Source organism: Koromonas humicola (assembly GCF_059726255.1).
Map to the genome: position 1 here is coordinate 3,391,927 of NZ_AP040873.1, position 15,631 is coordinate 3,407,557.

General features: G+C 56.2%; 18 protein-coding genes. 6 read left to right on the plus strand and 12 right to left on the minus strand.

The annotated features are described in order from the left end of the window. Nucleotides 1–4 precede the first annotated feature (4 nt). Nucleotides 5–274 (plus strand): DUF2277 domain-containing protein, encoded by a 270-nt coding sequence (locus tag AC6IZD_RS14880; RefSeq protein WP_497784124.1) that lies wholly within the window; start codon nucleotides 5–7, stop codon nucleotides 272–274. Between the two features lie 23 nt (nucleotides 275–297). Here the strand turns inward: AC6IZD_RS14880 and AC6IZD_RS14885 are convergent, their stop codons facing one another. The 6 genes from AC6IZD_RS14885 to AC6IZD_RS14910 all read right to left on the minus strand — a co-directional run bounded on the left by AC6IZD_RS14885 (nucleotide 298) and on the right by AC6IZD_RS14910 (nucleotide 5,165). Then, nucleotides 298–1,890: a DHA2 family efflux MFS transporter permease subunit gene (locus tag AC6IZD_RS14885; protein WP_497784126.1), complete on the minus strand. Its 1,593-nt coding sequence runs from the start codon at nucleotides 1,888–1,890 to the stop codon at nucleotides 298–300. After that, nucleotides 1,874–2,572, minus strand: a complete 699-nt coding sequence (locus tag AC6IZD_RS14890; RefSeq protein ID WP_497784128.1) for a TetR/AcrR family transcriptional regulator — start codon at nucleotides 2,570–2,572, stop codon at nucleotides 1,874–1,876. Before AC6IZD_RS14890 ends, AC6IZD_RS14885 begins: the two co-directional genes overlap by 17 nt. A 121-nt stretch (nucleotides 2,573–2,693) precedes the next feature. Then, nucleotides 2,694–3,437, minus strand: a complete 744-nt coding sequence (locus tag AC6IZD_RS14895; RefSeq protein ID WP_497784130.1) for a transglycosylase domain-containing protein — start codon at nucleotides 3,435–3,437, stop codon at nucleotides 2,694–2,696. 24 nt (nucleotides 3,438–3,461) lie between these two features. Next, a complete protein-coding gene (locus AC6IZD_RS14900) occupies nucleotides 3,462–4,337 on the minus strand; it encodes a prephenate dehydrogenase (protein ID WP_497784131.1) in 876 nt (291 codons plus the stop codon). Further along, on the minus strand, nucleotides 4,334–4,618 hold the full coding sequence (gene pheA / locus AC6IZD_RS14905; RefSeq protein ID WP_497784133.1) for a chorismate mutase: 285 nt from the start codon (nucleotides 4,616–4,618) through the stop codon (nucleotides 4,334–4,336). The genes AC6IZD_RS14900 and pheA overlap by 4 nt, the downstream gene beginning before the upstream one ends. Before the next feature lie 22 nt (nucleotides 4,619–4,640). Beyond that, nucleotides 4,641–5,165 (minus strand): hypothetical protein, encoded by a 525-nt coding sequence (locus AC6IZD_RS14910; RefSeq protein ID WP_497784134.1) that lies wholly within the window; start codon nucleotides 5,163–5,165, stop codon nucleotides 4,641–4,643. 556 nt (nucleotides 5,166–5,721) lie between these two features. Between AC6IZD_RS14910 and AC6IZD_RS14915 the strand changes: the two genes are divergently transcribed. From AC6IZD_RS14915 to AC6IZD_RS14930, 4 genes are all read left to right on the plus strand, one after another. Then, on the plus strand, nucleotides 5,722–6,147 hold the full coding sequence (locus AC6IZD_RS14915; RefSeq protein WP_497784136.1) for an OsmC family protein: 426 nt from the start codon (nucleotides 5,722–5,724) through the stop codon (nucleotides 6,145–6,147). A 163-nt stretch (nucleotides 6,148–6,310) separates the two neighbouring features. Further along, nucleotides 6,311–7,408 carry a CgeB family protein gene (locus tag AC6IZD_RS14920; RefSeq protein ID WP_497784138.1) on the plus strand — a complete coding sequence of 366 codons (1,098 nt, stop codon included), beginning with the start codon at nucleotides 6,311–6,313 and terminating at the stop codon, nucleotides 7,406–7,408. Then, on the plus strand, nucleotides 7,405–8,181 hold the full coding sequence (locus AC6IZD_RS14925; RefSeq protein WP_497784140.1) for a sugar phosphate nucleotidyltransferase: 777 nt from the start codon (nucleotides 7,405–7,407) through the stop codon (nucleotides 8,179–8,181). The genes AC6IZD_RS14920 and AC6IZD_RS14925 overlap by 4 nt, the downstream gene beginning before the upstream one ends. A gap of 38 nt (nucleotides 8,182–8,219) precedes the next feature. After that, on the plus strand, nucleotides 8,220–9,212 hold the full coding sequence (locus AC6IZD_RS14930) for an aldo/keto reductase (RefSeq protein WP_497784141.1): 993 nt from the start codon (nucleotides 8,220–8,222) through the stop codon (nucleotides 9,210–9,212). 78 nt (nucleotides 9,213–9,290) lie between these two features. Here the strand turns inward: AC6IZD_RS14930 and AC6IZD_RS14935 are convergent, their stop codons facing one another. Together AC6IZD_RS14935 and mtnA are read right to left on the minus strand one after the other, a co-directional pair. Continuing rightward, nucleotides 9,291–10,094, minus strand: a complete 804-nt coding sequence (locus tag AC6IZD_RS14935; RefSeq protein WP_497784142.1) for a sulfite exporter TauE/SafE family protein — start codon at nucleotides 10,092–10,094, stop codon at nucleotides 9,291–9,293. A gap of 88 nt (nucleotides 10,095–10,182) precedes the next feature. Next, nucleotides 10,183–11,235 (minus strand): S-methyl-5-thioribose-1-phosphate isomerase, encoded by a 1,053-nt coding sequence (gene mtnA, locus AC6IZD_RS14940; RefSeq protein WP_497784144.1) that lies wholly within the window; start codon nucleotides 11,233–11,235, stop codon nucleotides 10,183–10,185. Between the two features lie 214 nt (nucleotides 11,236–11,449). Between mtnA and AC6IZD_RS14945 the strand changes: the two genes are divergently transcribed. Continuing rightward, the gene (locus tag AC6IZD_RS14945) at nucleotides 11,450–11,581 is read left to right on the plus strand and encodes a hypothetical protein (protein ID WP_497784146.1); all 132 of its coding nucleotides are present in this window, start codon (nucleotides 11,450–11,452) and stop codon (nucleotides 11,579–11,581) included. A gap of 60 nt (nucleotides 11,582–11,641) precedes the next feature. Here AC6IZD_RS14945 and AC6IZD_RS14950 read toward each other — a convergent pair whose 3' ends face one another. The 4 genes from AC6IZD_RS14950 to AC6IZD_RS14965 all read right to left on the minus strand — a co-directional run bounded on the left by AC6IZD_RS14950 (nucleotide 11,642) and on the right by AC6IZD_RS14965 (nucleotide 15,613). After that, on the minus strand, nucleotides 11,642–12,043 hold the full coding sequence (locus tag AC6IZD_RS14950; protein ID WP_497784147.1) for a VOC family protein: 402 nt from the start codon (nucleotides 12,041–12,043) through the stop codon (nucleotides 11,642–11,644). A gap of 84 nt (nucleotides 12,044–12,127) precedes the next feature. Then, nucleotides 12,128–12,745 (minus strand): orotate phosphoribosyltransferase, encoded by a 618-nt coding sequence (pyrE, locus tag AC6IZD_RS14955; RefSeq protein WP_497784149.1) that lies wholly within the window; start codon nucleotides 12,743–12,745, stop codon nucleotides 12,128–12,130. Between the two features lie 94 nt (nucleotides 12,746–12,839). After that, complete coding sequence (locus AC6IZD_RS14960; RefSeq protein ID WP_497784150.1) at nucleotides 12,840–13,631, minus strand: CPBP family intramembrane glutamic endopeptidase; 792 nt, start codon at nucleotides 13,629–13,631, stop codon at nucleotides 12,840–12,842. 254 nt (nucleotides 13,632–13,885) lie between these two features. Continuing rightward, nucleotides 13,886–15,613, minus strand: coding sequence for a glutamine--tRNA ligase/YqeY domain fusion protein (locus AC6IZD_RS14965; RefSeq protein ID WP_497784151.1), 1,728 nt, complete (start codon nucleotides 15,611–15,613; stop codon nucleotides 13,886–13,888). Nucleotides 15,614–15,631 lie beyond the last annotated feature (18 nt).

Consider the following 15,631-nt stretch of genomic DNA (forward strand, 5'->3'; position numbering starts at 1 on the left):
AGCCATGTGCCGCAACATCCGAGAGCTTTTCAATTTCGCGCCGCCCGCCACCGAAGAAGAGATCCGTGCGGCCTCGCTCCAATATGTGCGCAAGATCAGCGGCTTCAACAAGCCTTCAAAGGCGAACGAAGCCGCGTTCCTTCGCGCAGTGGACGAAGTGGCGGAAGCCTCCACTCGTCTTCTGAGTTCTTTGGAGACAACCGCCGCGCCGAAAGACCGCGAAGAAGAAGCCGCAAAAGCAAAGGCCCGGAGCGCTATGCGCTTTCGGGCCTGACAAAAGCTTTGTCTCCAATGGACTCAATGCAGCGTCGGAGGCACACCCCCGGACCTGATCTTTTCCATCAAGAAGACGAGCAGCGTCGCGCTGATGGCAATCACCATCAGCCCATCGTATAAATCAGCGAAAGCCAGCAGATGAGATTGCTGCTGCACGATCTTGTCCAGGATTCCCATCGCCACGCCCATGCCATCGCCCGAGTTTGGAATTCGCATATGCACGTAGCTGCGCACGGCGTACAACTTGGCAAGTAAGAGATGGTTTCCCGGCGTCAGATGCTGCACCAGAACGTCTTGGTGGAATTGGCTTCGACGCGCAAGGAACGTACTGACCATCGCGATACCCACGCTGCCACCCACGTTGCGCATTAGGTTCAGCGTACCTGTGGCTGAGCCGATTTGATCACGTCGCAGCGGTGCCGTTCCCGCCACATTCAGCGGCACAAACAGGAATCCCATCGCGGAGCCAGCCAACACCTGTGGCCAGAAAACGAACGATGGCGAGATGTCCAGAGTGATTCGCGACAAGCTGAACGCTGCGAATCCAAAGATGAGGAATCCAAACACAACTATGTTGCGCGGCTCCGTCTTGAACACCATCTTGCCAACCAGCACCATCGAGATTACGGCGCCGATGCCGAGCGGAGCTGTCGCAACGCCCGCCACAAGCGAGGAATACCCCATCAACTGCTGCAGAAACTGAGGTGTCAGCAGACCAATCGCGTATATCAGCAGGCTCGTCAGGAAGATCATCACCGTGGCCATCGCAAAGTTGCGCACACGCAGGATGCGCAGATCGACCATAGGCTTTTCTGCTTTCAACTCGCGGTGTACGAAGATTACGAATCCCGCGAGGGCCAGCACAGCCATCAGGCGAATGAAGCGCGATGCCATCCAATCGTCTTCCTGCCCCTTATCGAGAAACACTTCCTGACATCCCAGCCAGACTGACAATGCGGTAAACCCTACAATGTCGAGCGGCCCCGGTTCGGAGTTGCGCACCCACGGCGGATCCTCAACCGTTTTTTGAATCGCCCACATCGCGGCAACACCAAACGGAATGTTGATGTAGAAGATCCATCGCCACGAGTAGTTGTCAGTCAGCCATCCTCCAAGCACCGGCCCCACTACGGGCGCTACCACCACGCCCAATCCGAACAGGGCCTGTGCCGCTCCCTGCTGCCGTGCTGGGAAGCTCTCCATCAGAATCGCCTGGGAAATCGGCGCCAGAGCGCCTCCGCCTATTCCCTGCACCACGCGCATGAAGAGCAGCATCGGCAAATTAACCGAGAGTCCGCAGAACAGCGAAGATAATGTGAACAGGAAAATGCAGAACAACAAAAAGCGCTTCCGCTGAAAACGATTTCCGAGCCAAGCAGTCAGTGGCAGCACAACGGCATTAGAGATCAGGTATGACGTGAGCACCCATGTAGCTTCCGAGTACGAAGCCGACATACTTCCTGCGATGTGATTGAGTGCAACGTTGGCAATGGAAGTATCCAGCACTTCCATGAAAGTCGGAATGATAACGGATAGCGCGATGAGCCAGGGATTAACTGCAGGCTTCCATGCTTCGTGCTCTGCAAGGACAACGGCTCTAGCTGCGGATGCCATTTCCTCTTACCTTTTTTCCCGCGTGCGGCGCTGGATGAAGTTTTAGAAAGTTCTCTACTGCCTCTCGTACACGAACTCGGACCGCACGTTCGCTGAGTTCCACATCTGGATTGAGCATCGCATTCAGCACGAAATCTCCGAGCACAAAAGAGACAAACTGCGCTGCCGATTTTTTGTAATTTGGTCCGCCAATGCGCCGTGATTGCAGATATTCAGCCAACAGGTTGTAGCCACGCTCCACGCACTCCTTCCAGAGTTCGCGCGCAAGGTCCGGAAAGCGATGCGTTTCGGCGACCACAATGCGATGCAGCGCAACGAACTCGGGAGCGCTGAACATGTTCAGCACGTTGTAGCCGATCTCTGTCAGAGCCTGCCGTGGCTCTTTTCCTGACTCGATGAAATACACATGCCGGGAAAAGATTTGCTCCGTGTGCGCGCTCATCACGCCGACAAAGAGGTCTGCCTTCGTCGGAAAGAGGGCGTAAAGCGTCTGCTTTGAGGTCTGTGCTCGTCGCGCAATTTCATTGGTGCTGGCGCGCTCAAACCCCTTCTCCAAGAACACTTCAGTCGTAGCATCCAGAATTCGCTCGCGGTAACGCTCCGCTTCTCCCATCACTGGGCGGCCACGCGGAACCTTGTTTCTCGCGGAGTTCGAGGCCTTGCAGCTCTTATCAATCTTCACTAGAGTACCAATCAGTACATTTATCCAACAGCCAGAAAGTATATGTACCGTACAGTACTATTGCAAGCCGGAAGCACCCGTATAAGTTTCAGGCTTGGACCTTTAGCTTGGCCGACGCGAATTAGCTCTTTACTGCCGCGACCTGCAAAGGCTTCTTTTTGGCTTCATCGGCTTGCTGACGAGTGATTGACCCTCTGCTTAGCATCGAATCGATCACGTCGTTACGCCTCCGTAAAGCACGATCAGGATGCAAGATAGGCGAGTCGAGATGTGGAGACCGTGCAAGCCCGACAATGAGCGCTGCTTCTAATAGGTCCAAATCTCTAGCGTGCTTATGAAGGAAATGGAGCGCTGCGCTTTCAACCCCGTCGGCTTCCGCACCCGTGTAGATTCGGTTCGCATAAATTGTAACTATTTCTTCATCGGTGAATCGATTTTCAATCTGATTTGCAGTCCGGATCTCGGCGAATGCCCTGGGGAGAGCTTTACGTTGCCTATAAACGAGGTTCCGGCTCAATTGCAACGCATACCAATCGTTTTGTGAATCCGCCTTCTGGAAGACAATGCCTACGAAGGCTCTGCGGAGTACGCCGCGATGCAGATCGCCATTTACGGCGTTGATTGCGGCTTGCAGATTTGCGGAAAAATCTGAATGAGGGATGACGGGCACACTGACCACACGCTCGTGCTCTGAACAGAACACTGTTGAGTCCGAATGTGGGGCAAACAATTTCAACTCTGAAACGTCAGGCAAGTCAGAGGTATAGAAACAGAGCCAGAGCACGATTCCACAAACTACAGTTCCCGCCAATGTCGCAAGTACCGCAAGGGCTTTCGCGAGGATTCGCAGCGCATTTCGCAGCATGCTGTTCCCTCCGGAATACAGCCATCACTTTCTCAAGAACTTCGCAAACTTCCTTGCAGCTTCGAACTTCTTGCGAAACTCCGCATCGCCGAGCGACTCGCGGAGCGTTCTCAGTTCCGCTTCTATCGCCTCAAGTGCCGAAGCGATATTCTCGCGATTGCTGGTCGCGATTTGCTCCCACATCGAAGGATCGCTTTCCGCGAGTCGCAGCATACTGAGCAATCCTCCGGCGTGGATTTCGAGTGCCGGATTATCGGGAGTGCCGAACGCGCGTTCCAGTGTCATCGAAAGAGCCGTTGAGAGCATCTGCGGAAGGTGACTCGTGTATGCCAGCGTGCGATCGTGCTCTTCAGGCGAATTGAAGACAACACGTGCGCCTAACGCCTCCAAAGCTGAGCGAAGTTGGCGGTGAGATGTGGCTTCCTCTGAAGGATCGAGCGGCGTCAGCACCCACACGCAACCCGAGTAGAGATCGGCTGAGGCGTGATCCAGTCCTGACAGCTCGCGCCCTGCCAGAGGGTGTCCCGGCAGGACTCGCTCGTTGGCTTCAGCGCCGAAGATTTCGCGTGCGGCAGAGGCGAATGCAGCCTTCGTACTTCCTACGTCGCTGACGAGCGCTCCCCTCTTGAGTCTGGGAGCAATCTTCCGAAGCAGATTAATGCTGGTCTCAATAGGAGTGCAGAGAAAGACAAAATCGCTTTCGGCCACTGACTCGGCCGGATCGCCCGTACCGAAATCGATTGCGCCAAGTTCGATAGCACGCTTCTGCAGAGCTTCGCGGCCGCAGCCGACTATGTGCTGCGCCAACCCGCACTGCCGCAATGCAAGCGCCAGCGAGCCACCCATCAGGCCGAGCCCGACGATGGTGACCCGGTTCAGGCCCGCCGGAGTTGAACTCACGGGCGCTCCAACACGTCGGGCGATTGCAGTCTGCGCATCGCGGCCAAGATGGCCGTGTAGATGGTCGCCAGTTCCTCGTCAGGCATGGGACCGTTGTTGCAGCGCGCCACATTGGCCATCACGACAGCTTCGCGCTTCGGTTCGTACACCGCAAGATGATTCTGCTGCTTGAAGCGGCCAATTTCGAGCACGCAGCGGGCGCGTTCGTTGAATAGCTCAACCAGCTTCTCGTCGATCGCATCGATTTCATTGCGAAGTTTATTCAGGTCGGTCGGCGTCATCTCTCTCCCGCTATGTTCGTGTCTATTCTCCGTACTGCTTTACCCAGGCGTCCTGCTCGGCTTGCAAAGCTTTGTCGATCCAACCGATGTAGCTCCGCCCGCTCTCATCCTTGCCAACCCACACGCGAGTTGAAGGATCGATGTGTCCTTCTCCGCCCGCGAGCGAAACCTTCTGGTCCGCTTCGATCGCTGCGCGCGCAGCAGCCACATCGGTCGGGAAGAACTGCGAAGTCATCAGCCGGTCATTGAAGAACGTCAGCACCAACTCTCCGGTCGCCCCGTCGAGTTGCGCGTTCTTCTTCGAGATCACCAGCAATCTGTACGGCGGACGCGTGTCACTCGGCAGCGGCTTGCGATCCAGCAGGATGTCGAAGTTCCCGCCCATCATGTCGAGCTTGCGCTCGGCTGTCTGAAGACTCTGTCCGCTGTAGAGGCTGCCGGCGAGTCTACTCGGCTTGAAGTCCTTCTCACTCTGCCGCTTGCACGAAGCTCCCAAGCACAATGCGACAACCATGGCGCAGCATAACAACCGTCTATCGTTGGTCATAATAGCTGCTGAAAGTATAAATTCACCGCGCCAGAGTTGCGAGCTAAGGTGCGACACAACCTGCACATTGGCCTGCGCGTCCAAGCGGTTAGGTCAGTGGACGCCTTATGCCAGACTCGATGCACGCCGGTGACATCGTCACCCAATCCGTGGAACTTATGTGCGAGGACTGTCGCTTCGTCGTCCTGGTGGGTCGAGGTGCGCGCATCCCACCCTGTCCGTGTGGCGCATCGAATTATCGTGAAACTTCATTGGACGAAACCAAACCTAGATCTCATCGTTCGCGCAAGAGAAGGTCGGTAAGAGCACATAGCAAACGGGTAGCATAACCATTTACCTTGATGCAAATAGCGAGAACCTCCTCTATTTTCAAAAGAGTGAATAGTCTGACACGGCGACCACCATTAGCTAATCAAATACCACAATCCCCGAATCCTATTCACTTTTCATGCAATCGATTGAATTGTGACCTTCGCCTGAATGGCATGCAGAAGATCACGATCAGATGTAGCATGTTGGGTCGCGCTTTCGGGCGCGCAAGCTAGGAGCTAACGCAATGCAAAGATCGGCAAAAGCCCATTGGCAGGGCGGACTCAAAGATGGACGCGGGACTCTGACCACTGACAGTGGAGTCCTTTCGCAAACGCAGTATTCCTTCAGCACTCGTTTTGAAAACGGAGCGGGCACAAACCCCGAGGAACTCATTGCAGCCGCACACGCCGGATGCTTCTCCATGGCCCTTTCTGCGCAGTTGGATGGGGTGGGGCTAAAAGCGGAATCGATCGACACGACAGCCGCACTGACGCTCGAGAAGACGGACGCGGGATTCACGATCACCAAGATCCACCTGGATCTGCGTGCGAAGATTCCAAACGCTGACGAAGCAAAGTTCCAGAAGGCGGCAGCCGACGCCAAGGCGGGATGCCCCGTGTCGCGTGTGCTCAAAGGAGCTGAGATCACGATGGATGCCAAACTGGTGTAGCCATCAACTTCGCTCAACAGGACTCGGCCTCCGGCCGGGTCCTTTGTTTATTGATCTGGCTCTCCCCTTAGACCAGCAAACATCTGCGATACGCCCCACATCCAAACGTGAGAAGAATTTGTTACTAGGTCCGCATATTCCAGCGGAACCGGATGGTGCGCTTTTGAAGATCACTCTCTTCGGCCTGACACTGTCTTCCTCGTGGGGCAACGGTCATGCCACTCCTTATCGTGCTATCCTGCGTGCTCTTCACCGTCTCGGACATCGTGTCACGTTCTACGAACGGGATGTTCCCTACTACGCAAAGCATAGAGACTTTGCCGAATTCAAGTACTGCGACCTGAAGCTCTATCCATCATGGAACGAGATTCGCTGTCAGGCACTGCTAGAGGCTGCTGAATCCGACGTGGTAATCAGCGCCAGCTATGTACCCGAAGGTGCGCGGATCGCAGATGAGCTGCTTGCATTAGATGGTCCGCTTCGCGTTTTCTACGATCTAGACACGCCGATCACTTTGCAGCGATTGGCAGAGGGCAATCTGGATTACGTCCGGGCGGAGCAGCTTTCGGAATTTGATCTCGTGCTGTCGTGGACTGGAGGATCTGCTCTCGAATCGCTCACAAGGGACTTCGGCGTGAAGCTTGCGAGGCCGCTCTTTGGCTGCGTTGATCCTGATGTGTACCAGCCGGTGCAGCCGCGAGATGATCTTCGCTGCGAACTCAGCTACATGGGGACGTACGCTGCTGATCGTCAGGCCAAGCTCGATGAGTTCTTCCTCGAACCGGCAAGGCAGAGACCAGCGTCATCGTTTTTGCTGGCAGGCTCGCTATATCCGCCGGAGTGGCAATGGGCCGAAAATGTTCGCCGAGAAGAGCACCTTACTGTGGCCGATCACCCCGCACTTTATTGCTCGTCGCGCCTGACACTGAATCTCACGCGTGAAGCAATGGCCGCTTCGGGCTACTGTCCTTCTGGAAGATTCTTTGAAGCAGCAGCCTGTGGAGCACCGATCGTGAGCGACTGGTTCCGCGGACTGGATCATTTCTTCGAACCCGGCAAGGAACTGCTGATCGCAAGCGATGCACAAGACGTTTTGCGCGCCCTTGATATGCCTGATACAGACCTACAGAACATGGCACGGCTTGCACGTGAGAGAACTCTCGATGAGCACACGGGACAGCAGCGAGCACAGGCGATGCTGGCTGCGTTTGAAGAGGCTCGTTCACCGCATCCAAGCAAACCAGAGATGGAGGCCGCATGATCGGCATAATTCCCGCCGCAGGAGCTGGCTCGCGCATTCAGCCACTCGGATGCAGTAAAGAGCTGTTGCCGGTTGGCTCGCGGCTGATCGCCGGAGTTGAGCGCCCAAAGGCAGTGTCGGAATACCTGGTCGAGCGCATGATTGCTGCCGGTGCGAACAAAATCTGCATGGTGATTTCGGCAGAGAAGAGCGACATAGTTCGCTATTATGCGGAACGCGATTACGCTGCTGAGATTTTCTATGTCGTGCAACAGAAACCGCACGGGCTGTGCGATGCGCTGTTTCGTGCAGAGCCCTTCGTTCGCGCAGACGAATCAGTGCTGATCGGACTTCCGGACACGATCTGGTTTCCGGAAAATGCATTCCGTGCCTCGGTTGAACAAGGCCCCGACATAAGCCTTGTGCTCTTTCCGGTGGTGAATCCCGAAGCTTTTGACGCAGTGCTGTGCGACGAGATGGGGCAAGTGGAACGCGTCATAGTGAAGCAACCAGATCCCGGTACGAATTGGGTATGGGGCGCAGTGACAGCGTCTGGGCGCGCATTCCACGAACTACGGCTATTGTGGGACGCCCGGCACCGAGAAGATGAATACCTTGGGCACTTGTTGAACGCTTACATTGCTGCGGGAAACTCGGTGCGTGCAATCAGCAATGGCGAGCGCTACATGGACGTGGGGACGATGGAGGGCTATCATAACGCCCAAGATTATCTGCGGGCGAGGAACCGTCAAGGCGCGGGACATACGACCGAGCAGAAGCTAAGTGCCGCATAGTTCTGCGACGACAAAAAAGACGCTCGCATCTAGAAACTATGTCCACAACGATAGAGAAAGACCGCACTTCATTCGAAACTCGTCAACTCGGAAATTCAGATCTGAAGCTTACTCCGATTGGGTTCGGAGCTTGGGCCATTGGTGGCGGTAACTGGGAATTTGGCTGGGGACCGCAGGAAGATCGCGAGTCAATCGAAGCTATTCTGCGAGCGCTGGATGGCGGAATAAACTGGATTGACACCGCTGCTATCTACGGTCTGGGACACTCCGAAGAGATTGTGGCAAAGGCGCTGGCGCAGACCTCGCACAAGCCATACGTTTTCACGAAGTGCTCGATGCGATGGCACGAGAATCGTCAGATTTATCGCAGCCTGAAGAAAGATTCTCTTCGCGAAGAGGTGGAGAACTCTCTGCGAAGACTCAAGGTGGATGTGATCGATCTGTACCAGGTTCACTGGCCAGATCCTGACGCTGAAATCGAAGAAGGATGGGAGGCGCTGGCGCGCATCAAGGAAGAAGGCAAGGTGCGCTACATCGGAGTATCAAACTTCAATGTCTCGCAAATGAAGCGGGCACTGAAGATAGCACCTATCACTTCGCTACAGCCTCCGTACTCGCTGGTGAATCCGGCAGTGCAGGACGAGATTCTTCCCTTCTGCAAACAGAACAACATTGGCGTGATCAACTACTCGCCGATGGCGAGCGGTCTACTGACTGGCAAGATGACAGCAGAACGAATTGCAGCTATGCCTGAGGATGACTGGCGCCGACGCGCTCCGCAGTTTAAGGAACCTAAGCTCTCGCGGAATCTAAAGCTGGTTGAACTGCTGCGCGAGATTGGTAAAGTTCACAACGTGGAGCCTGGCGTGGTAGCAATTGCCTGGACGCTACGCAATCCGGCGGTGACGGCAGCAATTGTTGGCGCACGCAGGGCGAGCCAGGTGGATGGAGTTCTTCCGGCGGCGACCTTCAGATTGAGTGATCAGGAGTACGCGAAGATCAACGATTTTATGAAGGCAAATCCGGCGTAAGGAAAACCAAAAAGCAAAGTCAAGAACCCCACCCTAAACTCGAGAGCACGAGTTTAGGATGGGGCACCCTCATTCTCTTTACCCAAACATCTTGATGAAGAGCACGATGGCGATGGTGAAACCGACGCCGATGACGAAGCGGCGCACGATCACCTTGCCGATGCGGCGTGCGACACCTGCGGCGGCGTAGCCTCCGAAGAGCGCGGCAAACATCATGGCGAACACGTAAGGCCAGACGACCATGTGCGAGGCCGCAAACAGAATGGACGCGATGCCGTTCGTGCAGAAGCCGAGAAAGCTAGTGTTGGCGCTCATCTTGAGGATGTCATCCATTCCCATGAAAGCGAGCACGGTGAGCATCATGATGCTCATGCCAGCGCCGAAATAGCCTCCGTAAATGCCAACTGCGAGTTGTGCAACGGTCGCGCCGACAATCCAGGTAGTGCTGCGCTTGCCGTCTGGGTGAGTAGTGGATTGCAGTCGGCGCTGAATGGGAGCCTGCACGGTGAACAATACAGTTGCGAAAAGAATCAGAAATGGGACGAGGTGGTCGAAGACTCCGGGCGGTGTACGGCGAAGAAGGTATGCTCCGATGAGCCCGCCAATGACGCTGGGGATTGCCAGCAAGCGGAAGCGAGGGTCGGTGTCTCGAATTTCGCGTCGGAAGCCCCACATGCTCCCTAAGGATCCCGGCCAGATAGCAACCGTGCTGGTTGCATTTGCGGCGATGGACGGGAGTCCCAGGCCAATGAGCGCTGGGAACGTGACAAGTGTGCCGCCTCCAGCCACGGAGTTAATACCTCCCGCAAGAAAAGCGGCGGCCATGGCGATCAGGATGTGTGGCAAGGAGAGGGTCACGTGTGAGAGGAGAAGGCTCGACATGCTGATGTAAGAGTATCAGCGTGAATGTCCGAGGTGAAATGACAAAGGGCAGCTCTGGGCCGCCCTTTGCTATCTGTTTGCAATTGCTTTAGACCATCACGGTCTTGCCACGCGAGAGAGCCTGCAACGACTCGTTGAACGGTGCCGTTGCAACGCCCCGTTCGGTAATGATCGCCTTGATGTAGCGCGCGGGCGTAACATCGAATGCCGGGTTCTCGACGGTGACTCCGGTCGGAGCCATCTGCTTGCCGCCGATGTGCGTAACCTCGGTGGCGGCGCGCTGCTCGATGGGAATTCCGGAACCATCTGGCGTTTCGAGATCGATTGTGGAGTACGGGGCAGCGATGTAAACCGGGATGTTGTGTTCCTTCGCGAGGATTGCGACGGAGTAGGTGCCAATCTTGTTCGCGGTATCTCCGTTGGCAGCAATGCGATCAGCCCCGACGATTACAGCCTGAACTTTGCCCTGTGCCATCATCGCTCCGGCCATGTTGTCGGAGATGAGAGTGACGGGGATATTGTCCTTCATCAACTCCCATGCGGTCAGGCGCGCTCCCTGCAGGAACGGACGGGTCTCATCGGCGAAGACGTGAATCTTCTTCCCGGCTTCAACGGCGGCACGAATGACCCCGAGCGCGGTGCCGTAACCGGCAGTGGCCAGAGCTCCTGCATTGCAATGGGTGAGCACTCCGCCGAATTCCGGAAGAAGAGGCGCACCGTTAGCTCCCATGGCGCGGTTGGTCGCAATGTCTTCAGCGTAGACGGACAGAGCTTCATCGATAAGCGCCTGCTTTATGAGCGGGATGGGACGTCCACTGATGTCTTCGAAACGGCGCTGCATGCGTCGAATGGCCCAGAACAGGTTCACGGCCGTTGGGCGAGTTTCGCCCATGGTGCGACAGATCTGCCCGATGCCGTTACGGAATTCCGAAATACTGGTCACATCGAGATCGCGTGCGCCAAGGGCAATCCCCATGGCGGCCGCAACTCCGATGGCAGGCGCGCCACGGACAATCATCGTGCGGATCGCGTCAGCAACCGCTTCGTAATTGCGGCAGGTGACCCAGACCTCTTCAGTCGGCAACTTGGTCTGATCGATGAACAGAACACCAGCATCGGTCCACTTCAGGGTTTCAATCACAGGAATAGATCCAGTCAGTTGGGTTAAGTCCTAGTGTAAACGGTTGCCCTCGAAATATGAAAATGGCTGCTGATCTTAAGTGGCCGAAAAGTGACTGGATCAGAGTAATCAACCTTAGCTGTTTTGAAAGAGACCCTAAACCATGGAAAGTTGCCGCTCGAAGTGCTAGAAAAAATATGGACGCCCCAAGCGACGTTCTTTGGAGGATGCACAGTTGAAGAAGACAATGATTGCCGTTCTCGCTGGCGCTCTGCTGCTTAGCGCAGCGATGCCCGCGTTCGCAAAGAAGCACCACAAGCACCACCATCATCACCATCACACTCACGTGGCTCAGCAGGCCCAGTAAAACTTCCGCAGTACATGAGAAACCCTCCGCCGAAGCGGAGGGTTTCTCTTTGTGGGTGAACTATTCAGCAACTGGCTCGGCTGCGAGCTTATGCTGCGGGCGAAGGCTGCGCGCCATCTCGATGATCTGAATGCAATACCCATCGGGATCGAAGACCAATGCCCAACGGCCAAACGGATCCTGGCGCGGGCCGACGGCAATCTTGCCGAAACGGCGGCGGATTTCGGTGACCGCCTTGTCCATGTCCTCGACGTAGATTCCGATGCTCATGCCCGTGGTAGGGCTGACCTTGACCTCATCACCATCCGGATGAAGTCCGATGATGATGTTGCCCGCATCAAGTTGGCTCCAGTTGTCCTGATGGATGAGGAGTTTAAGGCCGAGCACATCGCGATAGAAGGCGACACTACGCTCCATGTCGCGCACAACGACCATGATGAGACCGAGTTTGCCAAACATCATTCCAAGATTCACCTCGGGCCACGCGTACAGATTACGGCCACGCCAACATCGTAGTCCGGGGCGGCAATAGAGGCAATTCTCAGGTCAGACCTGCTGTTTCAGGTGCTCTGCCCGGACATCAGAAGCAGTGAAGATGGAAACGAATGGCGCCGGGGAAGCAGCTTGCACCACTGCAGGACGGCCGTTCGATTCTTCTCGCTCGACGAGGCACATGACGCCAGCAACTTCGAACCCAAACTCGCGGGCAACCTCGATTGCCTGAATGGTCGAGGCTCCCGTGGTGCATACGTCATCGACGATGACCACGCGAGCACCTTTCTCGCGGAAGCCCTCTATGCGCTGACCAGTGCCATGGGTCTTTTCGGCCTTGCGCACGAGGAACCCATGAATCAATCCATGAGTCGCCGGGTGAGACTCCTGCGCGGAACGCAGATGAGTTTCCTGCGCGCTGAGCATGGAAACAGCAACAACGATGGGATCAGCTCCCATGGTGAGTCCGCCAATGGCAAGCGGATTCCAATTACGGCGCTCGATCTCATCGAGAAAAACACGGCCGGTAAGGCGCGCGCCTTCAGCATGCAAGGTAGTTGTGCGGCAGTCGATGTAGTAGTCGCTGGTGCCGCCGCTGGAAAGCTTGAAGTTACCAAGGCGGAAGGATTGTCGAGCGATGAGGGATAGGAGTTCCTGGCGAGCGTCGGACATGGCTTTCAACATAGCAAGCGAGGAAGAACTGAGCAACTGCAAGACGAATCAATTGCCCCACTCAACGAAAAGAGCGTTGAATGGGCCACCTAGATTAGTGCGGAGTGAAGTTGGTGAATCCGTGGGTCTCGACGAAGAGCGCGGCAAAGAGCGCTCCGTTGTATCCGACGTGGACCAGCGTGGAGCAAGCTAACGATCGGAAACGCCAACGAACCACGGTGAGAATAGCTCCGACGAGGATGATGCAGGAGACCTGAATCCATGCTCCGGCGAGTTGCTGTCCGTGTATGGCTCCGAAGAGTACGGAAGTGGCAACCAGCGAGAGAACGGCACCAGCGTGGCGCGCAAGCGCGGGAAACAACAATCCCCGGAACAGCACTTCTTCGACAAACGGAGCGATAAAAACTCCAAAGATGCTCATAAGCCATGCGTCGGCTGGCGTGCGCAACATTTTGTCGATGGGAAGCTCGGGAGGCGTTGGAAGAAAGCGCGCGCTGAGCAGAACAAGCATTGCAAGCACGGAGCCAGCAGCAACAAATGCGGACCAGCGCTGGGGCCATCGCCAGGAAAGCGCGCGAAAAAATCCGATTCCGAAATGATGTGAGAAAAGTCGCCAGAGCGCAATGAAAACGAGGAAATAGGCCGCAAATTGCGCGGGCACGAGTACGCGCGGATTGCTGGCAAGGTCGACGGTTTTAACGTGACTCAGCGAGGGGATATGGTGCGACACCACGATGGCCACGGCTCCGCAAAACACAATCGCAACCAAGGTTGCGGCGAAGGTGACGGCGACCATGAGCATTCCGAAGACCGGTTCTGGCTCGGGAGCCAAGGGCCAGGGACGAGGGGCGGATTGTGGGGGAAACTGTTCGCTCGAGGTGGACACGGATCACCGACTGCGATTGTACAAGAGTAGATGCTCGTTCGGGAGAGTACGGGATGGCGTGGTCGGGAGGGGCATTCCGCTAGGGAGAGAGCACGGGGCGGTGGTAGGTGACCTGGAATGAAGTCTTGTTATGCGAGAGCGGTAGGGGTTCTTCGCTGCGCTCAGAATGACAGCGACAACAAGAGCGGGGCAAAAACAACACCCCCGCCCTAGCGTAGCCAGGACGGGGCACCCTGAAGTTTCTCTCTTCCCTGCTAGGCTCCGGCTTTCTTTTCGATCTTTGCCCAAGTGTCCTTGAGCGGCAGGGTGCGATTGAAAACCAAGTGGCCGGGCTTGGAGTCGGGATCGACGCAGAAGTAGCCGATGCGCTCGAACTGGAAGCGATCTTCGACTTTAGCCGAACTAAGAGAGGGCTCAAGCTTGGCGTTGGGGATGACTTCGAGGGAATTGGGATTGAGGTTCGCCGTGAAGTCTTCTCCGGGAGCCAGATCGCTCGGATCCGGTTTGGTGAACAGCTTGTCGTAGATGCGGACTTCGGCTTCGATCGCGTGTTTGGCCGAGACCCAGTGAATGGTGGACTTCACCTTGCGACCATCGGGCGAGTTGCCGCCTCGGCTTGCTGGGTCATATGTGCAGTGGACCTCGACGACATTTCCGGCATCGTCCTTAACCACGGACTGAGCGGTGATGAAGTAGGCATTGCGCAATCGGACTTCCTTGCCGGGCGACAGGCGATAGTACTTGGGCGGCGGAACTTCGCGAAAGTCGTCCTGCTCGATGTAGATTTCGCGCGAGAACGGAACCTGACGATTTCCGGCCGAGGGGTCTTCGGGATTGTTGGCGACGTCAACGAACTCTTCGCCTTCAGGATAGTTGTCGATAACAACCTTAAGCGTGCGCAGAACGGCCATCGCACGAGGCGAGCGCTTGTTGAGGTCTTCGCGCTGGAAGTGCTCAAGCATCTCGATGTCGGTAGTGCCGTTGGTGCGCGAGGCTCCGATGGATGCGCAGAAAGTGCGAATCGCCTCAGAGGTGAAGCCACGGCGACGAATGCCGGAGATGGTTGGCATGCGCGGATCATCCCATCCGCTAACGCGCTTTTCCTGCACGAGTTGAAGCAACTTGCGCTTACTGAGCAAGGTGTAGGTCAGATTGAGGCGGTCGAACTCAATCTGCTGCGAGGGGAAGATACCGAGCTGCTCGATGTACCACTTGTAGAGCGGCTGGTGATCGGTAAACTCAAGCGTACACATCGAGTGAGTGACGCGCTCAAGCGAATCGGACTGGCCGTGTGCGAAATCGTACATCGGATAGATAGACCACTTATTGCCCGTTCGATGATGCTCGGCGTGCAGGATGCGGTACATGACCGGGTCGCGCATGTTGAGGTTCGGCGAGGCCATGTCGATCTTGGCGCGAAGGACGCGCGAACCGTCAGGGAACTCGCCGTTGCGCATGCGCGTGAACAGATCGAGATTCTCCTCAATGCTGCGATTGCGATAGGGGCTATCTTTGCCGGGTTCGGTCAGCGTGCCACGGTGCTGGCGAATCTCTTCAGCGGTGAGGTCGTCAACGTACGCTTTTCCGGCCTTGATGAGTTGCAGCGCCCATTCATAGAGCTGGTCGAAATAGTCGGAGGCATAGCAGAGGCGGTCCCACTCGAAGCCGAGCCAGCGAACGTCCTTCTGAATAGAATCGACGTACTCCTGCTCTTCCTTCTCAGGATTGGTGTCGTCGAAGCGCAGGTTCGTCTTGCCCCCAAACTCGTCGGCCAAACCAAAATCTAGGCAGATGGCCTTGGCGTGTCCGATGTGGAGGTAGCCGTTGGGCTCCGGAGGAAAGCGCGTCTGGACGACGGCGTCGCCGTACTTCTTCGTCTTCAAATCCTCGACGAAGATGTCTCGGATGAAGTTGGAGGGACGAGGGGCAGACTCGGCCTGTGTGTTGGCGGCAGCTTTGGATTCCGGCTTTGTAACGTTCATGACTCCATTCCTTAAAGG